We start from the raw sequence: 16,897 nt of genomic DNA, 5'->3' as shown, positions 1-16,897 counted from the left end.
TCGTCTTGTTCACGAGCCATTAGCGCAGCCCCTCCAACCAGCCATCGAGACTTCTGAAGGCATCATTGAAGGTGCGATCCAGTTGTAGCGGGGTAATCGATACATAACCCTGCATCACCGCATGGAAATCGGTGCCCGGGCCGCCATCTTCGGCATCCCCGGCGGCGGCGATCCAGTAACCGGACTTGCCGCGCGGGTCGACCACTTTCATCGGCGCCGCAGCACGTGCGCGGTGCCCGAGACGGGTCAGTTGAATTCCGCGAATGTGATCCAGCGGCAAATTGGGAATGTTCACGTTCAATACCGTGCGCGGTGGCAAGTCGAGGTCAGCGTGGGCCTCGACCAGTTTGCGCGCAAAGTAAGCGGCTGTGGGAAGGTTCTCCACTTGCCGTGAGACCAACGAGAAGGCGAACGAAGGACGCTCAAGGAATCGTCCCTCAAGTGCCGCAGCGACGGTGCCGGAATACAACACGTCGTCCCCCAGGTTGGCGCCCAGGTTGATGCCGGAAACCACCATGTCCGGTTCGCGTTCCAGCAAGCCGTTAAGGCCCAGGTGCACGCAATCGGTGGGTGTGCCGTTCAGGCTGATAAAGCCGTTGGCCAGGGTTTGCGGGTGCAACGGACGGTCGAGCGTCAGCGAGCTGCTGGCGCCGCTTTTGTCCTGGTCCGGGGCGATAACCACGCACTCGGTGTAATCCGCCAGCGCAGCATACAGCGCGGCGAGACCGGGTGCGGTTACCCCATCGTCGTTAGATATCAGAATACGCATGGGCTGTCCGTCTGCCCCACCGGCACCAGATCAACAAGCTCGCGCACCAATACGGTGGCAAAGCATCCGGCCGGGAGGACGAATTCCAGTTGCAGAATGTCAGGCTCGGGATAATGCCACGTCAACCCACCAATGGGCAGCCGCAGGATGCGACGTTCGTGGCTCATTCCGGCGTTAATCAACCAATCGCGCAGATCCGCTTCGCGAGCGGCGATTGCCTGCTCCAGTACATGGACAGCGCCGGTCGCCGGCGAGTCACCTTCGCCCCACTGGGGACCGGTCGGGTGCAGGTCGAGAATCGCCAGGCGCGGGTCGCTGCACTCGGCTTCACCTGCCGGAAAAAAACTGCGACTGTCGGTGAAGGCCAGCAGATCGCCCACCTGCGCTTGCTGCCAGGTACCATCCGCCACACGCGCCGCCAACACCTGGTTGAACAGAAAACTGCGGGCAGTGGAGAGCAGACGCGAACGTATATTGCGCTGCTCCGGCAACGCTTTACGCGCGGCCCAGGCACGGGCATCGACCACGTTACCGCCGTCGAACCCGAAACGCTGGGCGCCGAAATAATTGGGAATACCTTGCTTGGCGATCAGCTGCAGCCGCGCTTCGATGGCCGCCTTGTCGCCAGCAAATTGCGTCAGGCGCAAAGTGAAGCCATTGGCCGAGTGAGCACCGCGTTGCAGCTTGCGTTTGTGCCGACCGGTCTTGAGGATTTTCAGCGTATCGTTTTCCGCCGCCGACAGATCAGGATCGGCCTTGCCCGGCAGTTGCACGCTGAACCACTGGCGAGTCAGCGCCTGACGATCCTTGAGGCCCGCGTAACTGACGGTGCGCAATGGCACGCCTGCCGCCTTGGCGATCCGCCGTGCCGCTTCTTCGGTATTCAGACCGCGTTTTTCCACCCAGATCCACAGGTGCTCACCATCACCGCTAAGCGGAATATTGAGCACTTCGTCGACCTGAAAATCTTCCGCCGTGGCTTTCAACACCGCGGTGCCGAGAGCGTCACCATAGGCCCGCGGGCCGAGCAATTGCGCCTCGTTCATGCGCGCAGCAACAAGGCAACGGAATGCACGGCAATGCCTTCTTCGCGACCGACAAAGCCGAGCTTTTCGGTGGTGGTAGCTTTCACGTTCACTTGATCCAACTCAACTTGAAGATCCGCGGCAATCAGCGCGCGCATCGATTCGATATGCGGGGCCATTTTCGGGGCTTGGGCGACGATGGTGTTATCGACGTTGCCGACTTTCCAGCCCTTGGCGTGGATCAGTGCGACGACGTGACGCAACAGCACACGGCTGTCGGCGCCCTTGAATGTCGGGTCGGTGTCCGGGAAATGTTTACCGATATCACCCAACGCAGCGGCGCCGAGCAAGGCATCGCTCAAGGCGTGCAGCAGGACGTCACCGTCGGAGTGAGCGAGCAGCCCGAAGCCGTGCGCAATCCGCACGCCGCCCAGAGTAATGAAATCGCCTTCAGCGAAACGGTGCACATCATAGCCGTGGCCAATACGCATAAAAAAACGCCCCGATTTTTGTCAGGGCGTGATTCTACCTGCATTAGACGCCTAGGGCGCGTCCATGATGTTGCAAGTGGTCGTCGATGAAACTGGTGATGAAGAAATAGCTGTGGTCGTAGCCAGGTTGCAAGCGCAACGTCAGCGGATGACCGGCCAGTTTGGCGGCCTGTTGCAAGGTTTCAGGCTTGAGCTGGGTGGCGAGGAAATCGTCGCGATCACCTTGGTCGACCAGCAGCGGCAGCTTCTCGTTCGCCTCGGCGATCAAGGCACAGGCATCCCACTCGCGCCATTTCGATCGGTCTTCGCCCAGGTAACGGGAAAAGGCCTTCTGACCCCAAGGGCAATCCATCGGATTGTTGATTGGCGAGAACGCCGACACCGACTGATAACGCCCCGGATTACGCAACGCGCAGACCAGCGCACCGTGGCCGCCCATGGAGTGACCGCTGATACCGCGCTTGTCCGATGCCGGGAAATGAGCCTCAACCAATGTCGGTAATTCCTGCACGACATAGTCATGCATCCGATAGTGCCGCGACCAAGGTTCCTGCGTGGCATTCAAATAAAATCCGGCACCGAGACCGAAGTCCCAGGCGCCATCCGGATCACCCGGCACATCCGGGCCGCGAGGGCTGGTATCCGGTGCAACGATGATCAATCCAAGCTCGGCGGCCATGCGCATCGCGCCGGCCTTGTGCATGAAATTCTCGTCGGTGCAGGTCAGGCCGGACAACCAATACAGCACCGGCAGTTTGCCGCCCTGCTCCGCTTGCGGCGGCAGGTACACGGCGAACACCATGTCGCAGCCGAGCACATCGGAGCGGTGCTTGTAGCGTTTGTGCCAGCCGCCGAAGCTTTTCTGACAGGAGATATTTTCCAGGCTCATGACCGACCTCAGAAATGAATGACGCTACGGATGCTTTTGCCTTCGTGCATCAGGTCGAATGCCTTGTTGATGTCTTCCAGGCCCATGGTGTGGGTAATGAAAGTATCCAGCGGGATTTCGCCGGTTTCGGCCATTTCGACATAGCTCGGCAACTCGGTACGACCACGCACGCCGCCGAACGCCGAACCGCGCCAGACGCGACCGGTCACCAACTGGAAGGGACGGGTAGAGATTTCCTGGCCGGCACCGGCCACGCCGATGATCACCGATTCGCCCCAACCCTTGTGACAGCACTCAAGTGCGGCGCGCATCAATTGGACGTTGCCGATGCACTCGAAGGAAAAGTCGACGCCGCCGTCAGTCATGTCGACGATGACTTCCTGGATCGGGCGGTCGAAATCTTTCGGGTTCACGCAGTCGGTTGCACCCAACTGCTTGGCGATCTCGAACTTGCCCGGGTTGATGTCGATGGCAATGATCCGCGCAGCCTTGGCTTTGACCGCGCCGATCACAGCCGACAGACCGATGCCGCCGAGACCAAAAATGGCCACGGTGTCACCCGGTTTTACCTTGGCGGTATTGAGTACCGCGCCGATGCCGGTGGTGACACCGCAGCCCAGCAGGCAGACTTTTTCCAGCGGCGCTTCTTTAGCAATCTTTGCGACCGAGATTTCCGGCAGCACGGTGTACTCGGAAAAAGTCGAGGTACCCATGTAGTGGAAAATCGGCTGGCCCTTGTAGGAAAAGCGCGACGTGCCATCCGGCATCAGGCCTTTGCCCTGGGTCGCGCGGATCGCCTGACACAGGTTGGTTTTGCCCGACAGGCAGAATTTGCACTGACGGCATTCCGGGGTGTACAGCGGGATCACATGATCGCCGACGGCGACGGAGGTCACGCCCTCGCCGATCGCTTCAACCACCGCGCCACCTTCGTGACCGAGGATCGACGGAAAAATGCCTTCCGGATCAGCGCCGGAAAGGGTGTAGGCATCGGTATGACAGACACCGGAAGCCACCACACGCAACAGAACTTCACCGGCCTTGGGCATGGCGACATCGACTTCGACGATCTCGAGGGGTTTCTTTGCCTCGAAGGCAACGGCAGCGCGCGACTTGATCATGTGGATTCTCCGGTGAATAAAAACGAGACAGGGAGTGTAATACACCGCCTTACGAGGAATAATCCGGACAAAAGCAAAACATTATTGCCATACAGGGATAATCCTTGATGTCCGAAAATCGCTGGGAAGGAATCGACGAGTTCGTCGCTGTGGCCGAGTGCAGCCAATTCACGGCGGCTGCGGAACGCCTAGGGGTTTCTTCCTCTCACGTCAGTCGACAAATCGTACGCCTCGAAGAGCGCCTTCAGACCCGACTGCTTTACCGGAGCACCCGAAGGGTCACGCTGACCGAAGCCGGGCAAACCTTTTTGCAGCATTGCCAGCGCTTGCAGGACGGTCGCGAAGAAGCCTTGCGCGCAGTCGGCGACTTGACCAGCGAACCCAAAGGCATGCTGCGCATGACCTGCGCCGTGGCGTACGGCGAACGGTTCATCGTGCCGTTGGTAACCCGCTTCATGGGCCTTTATCCGCAACTGCGCGTCGACATTGAACTGAGCAACCGCCCGCTCGATCTGGTGCACGAAGGGCTGGACCTGGCGATCCGCCTCGGTCGCCTTCAGGATTCGCGACTGGTCGCCACACGCCTGGCACCACGGCGCATGTACTTGTGCGCATCACCGACCTACGTGGAACGGTATGGTCGCCCGCACAGCTTGTCGGAACTCAGCCGCCACAATTGCCTGATCGGCAGTTCGGACATGTGGCAACTGGAACAGAACGGGCGGGAATTTTCGCAACGGGTACAGGGAAACTGGCGCTGCAACAGTGGGCAAGCGGTTTTGGATGCGGCGCTACAGGGAGTCGGGTTGTGTCAGCTGCCGGATTATTACGTGTTGGAGCATCTGAAAGCCGGCTCTTTGATTTCATTGCTGGAGGCGCATCAGCCGCCCAATACGGCGGTGTGGGCGCTTTATCCGCAGCAACGGCACTTGTCGCCCAAGGTGCGCAAGTTGGTGGATTATCTGAAGGAAGGTTTGGCCGAGCGGCCGGAGTACCGAGGCTGATGTTTCAGTGCCAGATTTGTTGTTTGATCTACCGCTTTCGCGAGCAAGCCCGCTCCCACATTGAATCTCCGGTGTACACAAATGATATGTTCACTGGAGATTCCATGTGGGAGCGGGCTTGCTCGCGAAAGCAATCTGACAGACACCGCCGAATCAGCGGCGATTAGCCCAACGCTGACGAAGCCATTCAAGATCTTCGGGACGCGTAACCTTCAGGTTATCGGACCGACCTTCAATCAACCGCGGCGCCAAACCTGCCCACTCCATGGCCGAAGCTTCATCAGTCACCAAGGCATCCGCCACCAGACTGTCCGCCAACGCCCGATGCAACGCCCCAAGGCGAAACATCTGCGGCGTATACGCCTGCCAGATCACGCTGCGATCCACGGTTTCAACCACGCGACCGTGCTTATCGACACGCTTGAGGGTATCGCGTGCCGGCACCGCCAGCAGTCCGCCCACCGGGTCGTCAGCCAATTCGCTCAGCAACTTGTCCAGATCGTCGCGGCTCAGATTCGGTCGTGCGGCGTCGTGAACCAGCACCCAATCTTCATCGTCGGCACCCTGTGCATGTAAATGCAGCAAGGCATTGAGCACCGACCCGGAACGCTCATCGCCACCGTCTACCCGCTGAATACGCGGATCGGCAGCACACGGCAGGTTCGGCCAATAAGGATCATCAACAGCAAGACTGACCACCAACCCCTTCAGGGCAGGATGATCAAGGAAACAGCCAAGGCTGTGTTCGAGAATAGTGCGCCCGCCCAGTTGCAAGTATTGCTTGGGACGGTCCGCAGCCATACGGGCACCGACGCCCGCGGCAGGAATCACGGCCCAGAAGGCCGGTAACGAGGGGTTCATTGAGCCAACTGGTAAAGGGTTTCACCGTCCTTGACCATGCCCAACTCATGGCGAGCCCGCTCTTCAACGGTCTCCATGCCTTTTTTCAACTCACTGACTTCAGCGTCCATGACCCGATTGCGTTCCAGCAACCCTTCGTTCTCAGCGTGTTGATCCGCGATCTGCTGAGTCAGCTCGGCCACTTGCGCCAGACTGCCATTGCCCACCCACAGGCGGTATTGCAGGCCAGCCAGCAGCAGGAGCAAGACGAGGAACAACCAATTGGGACTGCGCATCGAATATCAGGTATCCAGTGAAAAAAGACAGCCATGCAAAAACTTTGAAGCTTCTGATAGCACGAAGCCTGGAAGTCCCAGGCTTGTGCTCTTAAGGCATCAGATTAGTGGCAAATCCATCGCTGCTGCGATTTTTCGGACACAATCCGGTGTCTTTTTACCAGTTAACGATTAACCGCGGAATTCGCTGCGACCGTTGTACTTGGCTTTGCCATTCAACTGCTCTTCGATGCGCAGCAGTTGGTTGTACTTGGAAACGCGGTCGGAACGGCACAGGGAGCCGGTCTTGATCTGGCCAGCCGCGGTGCCCACAGCCAGGTCGGCAATGGTCGAATCTTCGGTTTCGCCGGAGCGGTGCGAGATAACGGCGGTGTAACCAGCGGCCTTGGCCATCTGGATGGCTTCCAGGGTTTCGGTCAGGGTGCCGATCTGGTTGAACTTGATCAGGATCGAGTTGGCGATCTTTTTATCGATGCCCTCTTTCAGGATCTTGGTGTTGGTTACGAACAGGTCGTCGCCCACCAGCTGAGTCTTCTCGCCGATTTTGTCGGTGAGGATTTTCCAGCCAGCCCAGTCGGACTCGTCCAGGCCATCTTCAATGGAGATGATCGGGTAACGCTCGGTCAGGCCTTTGAGGTAGTCAGCGAAACCTTCAGCGGTGAACACCTGGCCTTCGCCGGACAGGTTGTACTTGCCGTCTTCGTAGAATTCGCTGGCTGCGCAGTCCAGAGCCAGGGTCACGTCGGTGCCCAGCTTGTAACCGGCGTTGGCCACGGCTTCGGAGATCACTTTCAACGCGTCTTCGTTGGAGGCCAGGTTCGGCGCGAAACCACCTTCGTCACCGACGGCAGTGCTCAGGCCACGGGCCTTCAGGACGGCTTTGAGGTGATGGAAAATCTCGGTGCCCATGCGCAGACCTTCCGAGAAAGACTTGGCGCCTACTGGCTGAACCATGAATTCCTGGATGTCGACGTTGTTATCGGCATGCTCGCCACCGTTGATGATGTTCATCATCGGAACCGGCATCGAGTAAACACCCGGGGTGCCGTTCAGGTTGGCGATGTGAGCGTACAGCGGCAGGTCCTGGTCCTGTGCTGCTGCCTTGGCCGCGGCCAGGGAAACGGCGAGGATCGCGTTGGCGCCCAGGGAACCTTTGTTTTCAGTACCGTCGAGCTTGATCATCGCGTGATCCAGCGCTTTCTGGTCGCTTGGGTCTGTACCTTTCAACAGGTCGCGGATCGGACCGTTGATGTTGGCGACGGCTTTAAGTACGCCTTTGCCCAGGTAACGGCTCTTGTCGCCATCACGCAGCTCGAGTGCTTCACGCGAGCCAGTGGAAGCACCGGACGGCGCGCAAGCGCTGCCGATGATGCCGTTATCGAGAAGCACGTCCGCTTCCACGGTGGGATTGCCACGGGAGTCGAGAACTTCACGACCTTTGATGTCGACGATTTTTGCCATTGTTGTAAACACTCCAAAGTTGACGAAAACGACGCAGCTAGAGGAAATCTTTTACCGTCGGCAAGTGGTGTGCAGCGGGCAGACTTGCGGACGATAAGGCTCAGGCCCGAGGGCCTGAGCAACAAATCGTGCGGTACTTTACCGGAGAAATGAGGTTTACGCGGTCTCTACCGTCGGAAAACTCTTCACCAGTTCGTCCAGAGCTTTGAGCTGGGCCAGGAACGGCTCCAGTTTGTCCAGACGCAAGGCGCAAGGGCCGTCGCATTTGGCGTTGTCCGGGTCCGGGTGGGCTTCGAGGAACAGCCCGGCCAGCGACTGGCTCATGCCGGCCTTGGCCAGGTCAGTAACCTGGGCGCGACGGCCGCCGGCGGAATCGGAGCGACCACCGGGCATTTGCAGCGCGTGAGTCACGTCGAAGAACACCGGGTATTCGAACTGCTTCATGATGCCGAAGCCGAGCATGTCGACAACCAGGTTGTTGTAGCCAAAACTCGAACCGCGTTCGCAGAGGATCAACTGATCGTTACCCGCTTCCACGCACTTGCTCAAGATGTGTTTCATCTCATGCGGGGCGAGGAACTGGGCTTTCTTGATGTTGATCACCGCGCCGGTCTTGGCCATCGCGACCACAAGGTCGGTCTGGCGCGACAGGAAGGCCGGCAGCTGGATGATGTCGCAGACTTCAGCGACGACCGCGGCCTGATCAGGCTCGTGGACGTCGGTGATGATCGGCACGCCGAAGGCTTGCTTGATGTCCTGGAAAATCCGCATGCCCTCTTCCAGGCCGGGGCCACGGTAAGAGGTCACGGAGGAACGGTTGGCCTTGTCGAAGCTGGCCTTGAATACGTAAGGGATACCGAGTTTCTCGGTGACCTTGACGTACTCTTCGCAGACCTGCATCGCCATGTCGCGGCTTTCCAGCACGTTCATGCCACCGAAAAGCACCATTGGCTTGTCGTTGGCAATCTCGATATCGCCTACACGGATGATCTTCTGCGCCATCGGATTTACGCCTTCTTCTGGTGTTGAACCAAAGCTGCTTTAACGAAACCGCTGAACAACGGGTGACCGTCGCGAGGTGTCGAGGTGAACTCAGGGTGGAACTGGCAAGCGACGAACCATGGATGATCCGGAGCTTCAACCACTTCTACCAGCGCGCCATCACCGGAACGACCGGAGATTTTCAGGCCGGCCTCCATGATTTGCGGCAGCAGGTTGTTGTTCACTTCGTAGCGATGACGGTGACGCTCGACGATCACGTCCTTGGCGTAGCAATCGTGGACCAGCGAACCCGGCTCAAGCAGGCAATCCTGCGCGCCGAGGCGCATGGTGCCGCCCAGATCGGAGGTTTCGGTACGGGTTTCGACCGCGCCGGTGGCATCTTCCCACTCGGTGATCAGACCCACGACCGGGTGACCGCTTGCACGATCGAACTCGGTGGAGTTGGCGTCTTTCCAGCCCAGCACATTACGAGCGAACTCGATCACGGCCACTTGCATGCCCAGGCAGATGCCCAGGTACGGAACCTTGTTTTCGCGAGCGTACTGAACGGCGGTGATCTTGCCTTCCACGCCACGCAGACCGAAGCCGCCCGGTACGAGGATCGCGTCGACACCTTCCAGCAGCGCGGTGCCCTGGTTTTCGATGTCTTCGGAATCGATGTAGCGCAGGTTGACCTTGGTGCGGTTGCTGATGCCGGCGTGACTCATCGCTTCGATCAACGACTTGTAGGCGTCCAGCAGTTCCATGTACTTGCCGACCATCGCGATGGTGACTTCGTGTTCCGGGTTCAGCTTGGCGTCAACCACGGCTTCCCACTCGGACAGATCGGCGCTGCCGCATTGCAGGCCGAAACGCTCGACAACGAAATCATCCAGGCCCTGGGAGTGCAGGATGCCCGGGATCTTGTAGATGGTGTCGGCGTCTTCCAGCGCGATCACCGCACGTTCTTCAACGTTGGTGAATTGCGCGATCTTGCGACGCGACGAGATGTCGATCGGATGATCGGAACGGCACACCAGCACGTCTGGCTGCAGGCCAATGGAACGCAGTTCCTTGACCGAGTGCTGAGTCGGCTTGGTTTTGGTTTCGCCGGCAGTGGCGATGTACGGCACCAGCGTCAGGTGCATCAGCATCGCGCGCTTGGCGCCGACTTCGAAACGCAATTGACGGATGGCTTCGAGGAACGGTTGGGATTCGATGTCACCCACGGTGCCACCGATCTCGACCATGGCCACGTCGGCATCGCCGGCGCCCTTGATGATGCGGCGCTTGATTTCGTCAGTGATGTGCGGGATCACCTGGATGGTTGCACCCAGGTAGTCACCACGGCGCTCTTTGCGCAGGACGTGTTCGTAGACACGGCCGGTGGTGAAGTTGTTGTTCTGGGTCATGGTCGTGCGGATGAACCGCTCGTAGTGGCCCAGGTCCAGGTCGGTCTCGGCGCCGTCGTGGGTGACGAACACTTCACCGTGCTGGAACGGGCTCATGGTGCCCGGGTCAACGTTGATGTACGGGTCCAGCTTCAGCATGGTGACCTTAAGTCCCCGCGCCTCCAGGATGGCCGCCAATGAAGCCGAGGCAATGCCTTTCCCCAATGAAGAAACAACACCGCCCGTGACGAATATGTAGCGCGTCATGAAAAACCCTAGAAGTCTGCGTTAAAGCGGTCCGAGCCGCCGGGGAAAGCGAAGGAAGGCCGAAGCCCCCGATCACCTGCATTAATCACAGTGCACCTTTCAAAAAAACCGCCGCGTTGGGACAGACCGGCAGATGAAACACCGATACGTTGCTCGCTACACATTTTTTGGAATCGCCCAGCAAAGACTGCTTGGTAATCGGCAACTCCTGCAATTCAGGCGAATCCACAGAAGTTGTATCAAGAAGGGAGCGTAGTCTACCGGAAACCCCCTTTCAGCTCAAACCTTGATCTTCGGTCGGTGGGTCCCAATGCAAATGCCAGCCTTCCTGCTCGTTGCCATCGAGGCCCCGCAGGTTGGCCACCGCCAGCAATTGCGCGTCCCGGTAGAGCAGCGGCAATCTGCCACGGGCGAAGCCCGGAACACCACGCTCGTTGAGCAAACGCTTGAGATCCCGGTGCCCGCGATCAGGCAGATTCGTGACCTCTCCTCCCTCACGATAGCGGATCTGCAGCGGGCCAGCGGGGATTTGGCCGGTGCAGGTGAGTACGCCATTTTCCGGTAACCCCAGCGCTGTCGAGGGATCAGCCCAGACGCCGGCGTATGGCGGGATACGCAGCCAACAGCCTGATAGCCACCAGATCCGCCCCCCCGCCCGATGCAATTCACCCTCCGCCAATCGCCAGACCGGACGGGCATCGCCAGTGGCATCGCGCAAATCGTCCCAACCCGACCAATGGTCGCTATCCGGCAGTCGCGTCAGTGCTGTGAGCCAGTGACTCACTGCGTTGCGTTGTCGCGCGGCAGAGAGTTTTGCCAGCGGCGCCAACTCCAGGGACGGCAAACCCAGCCAATAAAAATCACTGACAGTGCGGGCACTGGCCAGATCGATTTGCGCCAGGTCGTCGAGTAACCCCTGAGCTTCGCTCAGATGCGCGGCGCTGCGGGCCATGGTCGCCACCGCTTGCGGCCAGCGCTCGGTCAATACCGGGAACACGCGATGCCGCAGGTAATTGCGCGAGAACTGTCGGTCCTGGTTCGAAGGGTCCTCGATCCAGCTCAACCGATGCTCGGCCGCGTAGGCCTCAAGCTCGGCGCGCGTGACATCGAGCAACGGGCGCAGAAGATGCCCGCGACCCAGGACGCGCTCGCGAGGCATGCCCGACAAGCCCCTCACCCCTGCCCCGCGCAACAGCCGAAACAACAGGGTTTCCGCCTGATCGTCGCGGTGCTGCGCGGTCAGCAGCAGTTCATTCGCTTGAGTGACTTCAATGAACGCGCCATAGCGCGCATCCCGGGCCGCACGCTCCAGACTGGCGCCGGGATGGACCTGCACGTGAACCACCTGTAGCGGCACGCCCAGCGCGTCACAGACCGACTGACAATGTTGCGGCCACGCATCAGCCGCAGCCTGAAGGCCGTGGTGGATATGAATGGCTTGAAGTTCGGGCAGGGATTGGTTTTTTGCGAGATGGGCGAGGAGGTACAGCAGAACGGTGGAGTCGAGCCCGCCACTGAAGGCGATGCGCCAGACCGGAGCGTTGCGCCACGGGGCAAGTTTCAGCAGAACTCTGGAAGGCAGATCAATCATGGGCTGACTCATATCGATCACTCCACACAAAACAAATGTGGGAGCGGGCTTGCTCGCGAAGAGGCCATCAAATTCAACATCATCGTTGACTGACACACCGTCTTCGCGAGCAAGCCCGCTCCCACATTTAAGCCAAGGTCAGATCAGAGACCGTAGCTCATCAGACGCTCGTAACGACGGGCCAGCAGCGCTTCGTTATCGAACTTCTTCAACATCGCCAGTTGCGAGCTCAGCTCGGCACGGATCGATGCCGCCGCAGTCGCAGGATCACGATGAGCGCCGCCCAGCGGCTCGCCGATCACCTTGTCGACGATGCCCAGGCCTTTCAGGCGCTCGGCGGTGATACCCATGGCTTCAGCAGCGTCCGGCGCTTTCTCGGCGGTTTTCCACAGAATCGAGGCGCAACCTTCCGGCGAGATCACCGCGTAGGTCGAGTACTGCAGCATGTTCAGCTGATCGCAAACGCCGATCGCCAGAGCGCCACCAGAACCACCTTCACCGATCACGGTGGCGATGATTGGGGTTTTCAGACGAGCCATGACGCGCAGGTTCCAGGCAATCGCTTCGCTCTGGTTGCGCTCTTCAGCGTCGATGCCAGGGTAAGCGCCCGGGGTGTCGATGAAGGTCAGGATCGGCATTTTGAAACGTTCGGCCATTTCCATCAGGCGGCACGCCTTGCGGTAGCCTTCCGGACGCGGCATGCCGAAGTTGCGGCGAACTTTCTCGCGCACTTCACGGCCTTTCTGATGACCGATGATCATCACCGGCTGATCGTCCAGACGGGCAATGCCGCCAACGATCGCAGCGTCGTCGGAGAAGTGACGGTCGCCGTGCAGTTCATCGAACTCGGTGAAGATGTGTTCGATGTAGTCCAGGGTGTACGGACGTTTCGGGTGACGCGCGAGACGTGCGATCTGCCAGCTGGTCAGCTTGCCAAAGATGTCTTCGGTCAGCGTGCTGCTTTTGTCCTGCAGGCGGGAGATCTCATCGCCGATATTCAGCGAATTGTCGTTACCGACCAAGCGCAACTCTTCGATCTTGGCTTGCAGGTCGGCGATCGGCTGTTCGAAATCTAGAAAATTCGGGTTCATAGGCGTCCGTCTTGGGTCGACGTCCAAGAGAGCTTGGGCCGGCCGGTTGTCTATTCGCGCCCTACCTTAAGGGACAGGCGCGTTCAGGTCGAGATTAAAAATTCAGGTCGAGATCAGGGCCTTCGGTGGAACCTGACCGTCAACGGTATTGGAGGAAGACGTTGTCTCGCCCGAACTGGTCACGCAAGGCTTGAATCAACGCATCCGCCGGGTCGATTCGCCAGGTCTCGCCAAACTGCAGCAAGGCCTTCGCATCGGGGCTCGTGTACTCCATGGTAATCGGGCACGCGCCGCGGTGACGCTTGAACAACTCACCCAGCCAGCGTAGCTGATCGCCTTTCAAATCCTTGGTCTGCAACTTCAGGCGCAAGCTTTCGGCGAGGTTGGTGCGCGCATCTTCCATGCTCATCACCCGCTTGACCCGCAGCCGCAGGCCGCCGGAGAAGTCGTCGTTGCTGACTTCGCCTTCGACCACCACCATCGCGTCGGTCTGCAACAGCGACTGCGCCGAATGGAACGCCTCGGCAAACAGCGAAGCTTCGATCCGCCCGGAGCGGTCATCGAGGGTGATGAACCCCATCTTGTCGCCCTTTTTGTTCTTCATCACCCGCAGGGCGATGATCATGCCCGCGACGGTTTGCGTATCGCGAGCCGGCTTCAGGTCGATGATGCGCTGACGGGCAAAACGGCGGATCTCGCCTTCGTATTCGTCAATAGGGTGACCGGTCAAGTACAGGCCCAAGGTGTCTTTCTCGCCTTTCAGGCGTTCCTTCAACGTCAGCTCTTTCGCCTTGCGGTGATTGGCGTAGACATCGGCGTCTTCCTCGACGAACAGCCCGCCAAACAAGTCGGCGTGGCCACTGTCGTGGGTGCGTGCGGTTTGTTCAGCGGCCTTGATCGCCCCTTCCATCGCATTCAGCAACACGGCGCGGTTCTGGTCGATGCTCGCTTGGTAGGCTTTCGGTTCGTCATGGAAATAAGGCCCCAGACGATCCAGCGCGCCGCTGCGGATCAAACCGTCCAGGGTGCGCTTGTTGATTCGCTTGAGGTCGACACGGGCGCAGAAGTCGAACAAGTCCTTGAACGGACCGTCTTGGCGCGCCTCGGTGATCGCTTCCACCGGACCTTCGCCCACACCCTTGATCGCGCCGAGGCCGTAAATAATCCGGCCTTCGTCATTCACCGTGAACTTGAACTCCGAAGTATTCACATCCGGCGCGTCGAGACGCAGCTTCATGGTGCGAATTTCTTCGATCAAGGTCACGACCTTGTCGGTGTTGTGCATATCCGCCGACAGCACCGCAGCCATGAACGGCGCCGGGTAGTGCGTTTTCAGCCACGCGGTCTGGTACGACACCAGGCCGTAAGCGGCGGAGTGGGATTTGTTGAAGCCGTAACCGGCGAATTTTTCTACCAGATCGAAAATGTTACCGGCCAGGTCCGCGTCGATATTGTTAGCGGTGCATCCTTCAATGAAACCGCCGCGCTGCTTGGCCATTTCTTCGGGCTTTTTCTTACCCATGGCCCGACGCAGCATGTCCGCACCGCCGAGGGTGTAGCCGGCCATGACCTGGGCAATCTGCATCACCTGTTCCTGATACAGGATGATGCCGTAAGTGGGTGCCAATACGGGCTTGAGGCCTTCGTACTGGTAGTCCGAGTGCGGGTACGCCAGTTCGGCGCGGCCGTGCTTACGGTTGATGAAGTCATCCACCATGCCCGATTGCAGCGGGCCCGGACGGAACAGGGCCACCAGTGCGATCAAGTCTTCCAGGCAGTCGGGCTTGAGCTTTTTGATCAGCTCTTTCATGCCGCGCGACTCGAGCTGGAACACCGCGGTGGTTTCGGCTTTTTGCAGCAACTGGTACGTCGGTTTGTCATCCAGCGGGATGAACGCGATGTCCAGCGGCGGCTCATCGACCTTGGCGCGGTCGCGGTTGATGGTTTTCAGCGCCCAGTCGATGACCGTCAGGGTCCGTAGACCGAGGAAGTCGAACTTCACCAGACCCGCAGCCTCAACGTCATCCTTGTCGAACTGGGTCACCAGACCGTCGCCGGCCTCATCGCAATAGATCGGCGAGAAGTCCGTCAGCTTGGTCGGGGCGATGACCACACCACCGGCGTGCTTGCCGACGTTACGCACAACGCCTTCCAGCTTGCGCGCCATTTCCCAGATTTCCGCGGCTTCTTCATCGACCTTGATGAAGTCACGGAGGATTTCTTCCTGCTCGTAAGCTTTTTCCAGGGTCATGCCGACTTCGAACGGAATCATCTTCGACAGACGATCCGCCAGACCGTAGGACTTGCCCTGCACCCGCGCCACGTCACGGACCACAGCCTTGGCGGCCATGGAACCGAAGGTGATGATCTGACTCACCGCGTTGCGGCCATATTTCTCGGCCACGTAGTCGATCACGCGGTCACGACCGTCCATGCAGAAGTCGACGTCGAAGTCGGGCATGGAGACCCGTTCCGGGTTAAGGAAACGTTCGAACAGCAGGTCATATTCCAGCGGATCGAGGTCAGTGATCTTCTGCACATAGGCCACCAGCGACCCGGCACCCGACCCCCGGCCAGGCCCGACCGGCACGCCGTTGCTCTTGGCCCACTGGATAAAGTCCATAACGATCAGGAAGTAACCCGGGAACCCCATCTGGATGATGATATCCAGCTCGAAATTCAACCGGTCGACATAGACCTGGCGCTTGGTTTCGTAGTCTTCGGTGGTGTCCCTGGGCAGTAGCACGCTGAGGCGATCTTCCAGACCGTCGAACGAGACCTTGCGGAAGTACTCGTCGATGGTCATGCCATCAGGGATCGGGAAGTTGGGCAGGAAGTGAGTGCCCAGCTTCACTTCGATGTTGCAGCGCTTGGCGATCTCGACGGTGTTGGCCAGCGCCTCGGGAATGTCGCTGAACAGCTCGGCCATTTCCTCGGCGCTTTTGAGGTATTGCTGATCGCTGTAATTTTTCGAACGCCGCGGATCGTCGAGGGCGCGGCCCTCACCGATGCAGACGCGGGTTTCGTGAGCCGCGAAGTCTTCCTGCTTGATGAAACGCACGTCGTTGGTGGCGACCAGCGGCGCACCGATTTTTTCGGCCAGGGCCACGGCGCCGTGCAACTGTTCTTCGTCGTTGGGACGGTTGGTGCGCTGGATCTCCAGATAGAAGCGGTCCGGGAACACGGCCATCCATTCACGCGCGAGGTTTTCCGCTTCAGCTGGATTGCCGCTGAGCATCGCCAGGCCGATCTCGCCCTCTTTTGCCGCCGACAGCATGATCAAGCCTTCGCTGGCTTCGGCCACCCATTCACGCTCGATGATGATCGAGCCATTGCGCTGGCCGTCGATGAAGCCGCGGGAAATCAGTTCGGTGAGGTTGCGATAGCCGACAGCGTTCATCGCCAGCAGGCTGATCCGGCTCAAGGCGTTGTCCGGATCTTTGTTCGACAGCCACAGGTCGGCGCCGCAGATCGGCTTGATGCCTGCGCCCATGGCCGCTTTATAGAATTTGACCAGGGAACACATGTTGTTCTGGTCGGTGACCGCTACGGCAGGCATGTTCATGCCGACCAGGGTCTTGACCAGCGGCTTGATCCGCACCAGACCGTCGACCAGGGAATATTCAGTGTGCAGGCGTAGATGAACGAATGAAGCCGGCATAGTGATCCTGCGTAAAGTC

General features: G+C 59.4%; 14 protein-coding genes. 1 reads left to right on the top strand and 13 read right to left on the bottom strand.

What is annotated here, in order from left to right; all coding sequences use genetic code 11:
* Positions 1-19: 19 nt before the first annotated feature.
* The 5 genes from surE to ACYZTM_RS21460 are packed head-to-tail and all read right to left on the bottom strand — an operon-like array spanning position 20 to position 4,295.
* Entirely contained in the window at positions 20-769 is a 750-nt protein-coding gene (gene surE / locus ACYZTM_RS21480; protein WP_131059177.1) for a 5'/3'-nucleotidase SurE, read from the bottom strand.
* The gene (gene truD / locus ACYZTM_RS21475; RefSeq protein ID WP_461984527.1) at positions 757-1,815 is read right to left on the bottom strand and encodes a tRNA pseudouridine(13) synthase TruD; all 1,059 of its coding nucleotides are present in this window, start codon (positions 1,813-1,815) and stop codon (positions 757-759) included. The genes surE and truD overlap by 13 nt, the downstream gene beginning before the upstream one ends.
* On the bottom strand, positions 1,812-2,285 hold the full coding sequence (ispF, locus tag ACYZTM_RS21470) for a 2-C-methyl-D-erythritol 2,4-cyclodiphosphate synthase (RefSeq protein ID WP_010462780.1): 474 nt from the start codon (positions 2,283-2,285) through the stop codon (positions 1,812-1,814). The genes truD and ispF overlap by 4 nt, the downstream gene beginning before the upstream one ends.
* Before the next feature lie 43 nt (positions 2,286-2,328).
* A complete protein-coding gene (gene fghA / locus ACYZTM_RS21465; protein ID WP_461984525.1) occupies positions 2,329-3,174 on the bottom strand; it encodes an S-formylglutathione hydrolase in 846 nt (281 codons plus the stop codon).
* Positions 3,175-3,182: 8 nt separating this feature from the next.
* A complete protein-coding gene (locus tag ACYZTM_RS21460) occupies positions 3,183-4,295 on the bottom strand; it encodes an S-(hydroxymethyl)glutathione dehydrogenase/class III alcohol dehydrogenase (RefSeq protein ID WP_131059174.1) in 1,113 nt (370 codons plus the stop codon).
* A gap of 107 nt (positions 4,296-4,402) precedes the next feature.
* On the opposite strand from ACYZTM_RS21460, the gene ACYZTM_RS21455 reads away from it, so the two are divergent.
* Positions 4,403-5,299 carry a LysR substrate-binding domain-containing protein gene (locus tag ACYZTM_RS21455; RefSeq protein ID WP_461984523.1) on the top strand — a complete coding sequence of 299 codons (897 nt, stop codon included), beginning with the start codon at positions 4,403-4,405 and terminating at the stop codon, positions 5,297-5,299.
* A gap of 153 nt (positions 5,300-5,452) precedes the next feature.
* Here the strand turns inward: ACYZTM_RS21455 and ispD are convergent, their stop codons facing one another.
* The 8 genes from ispD to dnaE form a co-directional block, all read right to left on the bottom strand.
* Positions 5,453-6,160: a 2-C-methyl-D-erythritol 4-phosphate cytidylyltransferase gene (gene ispD / locus ACYZTM_RS21450; RefSeq protein ID WP_461984521.1), complete on the bottom strand. Its 708-nt coding sequence runs from the start codon at positions 6,158-6,160 to the stop codon at positions 5,453-5,455.
* Positions 6,157-6,435, bottom strand: coding sequence for a cell division protein FtsB (gene ftsB / locus ACYZTM_RS21445; protein WP_008028992.1), 279 nt, complete (start codon positions 6,433-6,435; stop codon positions 6,157-6,159). Before ftsB ends, ispD begins: the two co-directional genes overlap by 4 nt.
* A gap of 171 nt (positions 6,436-6,606) precedes the next feature.
* Positions 6,607-7,896 (bottom strand): phosphopyruvate hydratase, encoded by a 1,290-nt coding sequence (eno, locus tag ACYZTM_RS21440; protein WP_131059171.1) that lies wholly within the window; start codon positions 7,894-7,896, stop codon positions 6,607-6,609.
* Positions 7,897-8,052: 156 nt separating this feature from the next.
* Positions 8,053-8,898, bottom strand: a complete 846-nt coding sequence (kdsA, locus tag ACYZTM_RS21435) for a 3-deoxy-8-phosphooctulonate synthase (RefSeq protein ID WP_007949350.1) — start codon at positions 8,896-8,898, stop codon at positions 8,053-8,055.
* A 5-nt stretch (positions 8,899-8,903) separates the two neighbouring features.
* A complete protein-coding gene (locus ACYZTM_RS21430) occupies positions 8,904-10,535 on the bottom strand; it encodes a CTP synthase (protein ID WP_131059170.1) in 1,632 nt (543 codons plus the stop codon).
* 274 nt (positions 10,536-10,809) lie between these two features.
* Complete coding sequence (tilS, locus tag ACYZTM_RS21425; protein ID WP_461984519.1) at positions 10,810-12,138, bottom strand: tRNA lysidine(34) synthetase TilS; 1,329 nt, start codon at positions 12,136-12,138, stop codon at positions 10,810-10,812.
* A gap of 131 nt (positions 12,139-12,269) precedes the next feature.
* Positions 12,270-13,217: an acetyl-CoA carboxylase carboxyltransferase subunit alpha gene (locus tag ACYZTM_RS21420; RefSeq protein WP_131059168.1), complete on the bottom strand. Its 948-nt coding sequence runs from the start codon at positions 13,215-13,217 to the stop codon at positions 12,270-12,272.
* A gap of 139 nt (positions 13,218-13,356) precedes the next feature.
* Positions 13,357-16,878, bottom strand: a complete 3,522-nt coding sequence (gene dnaE, locus ACYZTM_RS21415; RefSeq protein ID WP_131059167.1) for a DNA polymerase III subunit alpha — start codon at positions 16,876-16,878, stop codon at positions 13,357-13,359.
* Positions 16,879-16,897 lie beyond the last annotated feature (19 nt).

The sequence above is a fragment of the Pseudomonas sp. MDT2-39-1 genome (genome assembly GCF_054898085.1).
Note: the sequence above shows the minus strand (reverse complement) of the source record. Positions and strands in the feature narration are given on the sequence as shown.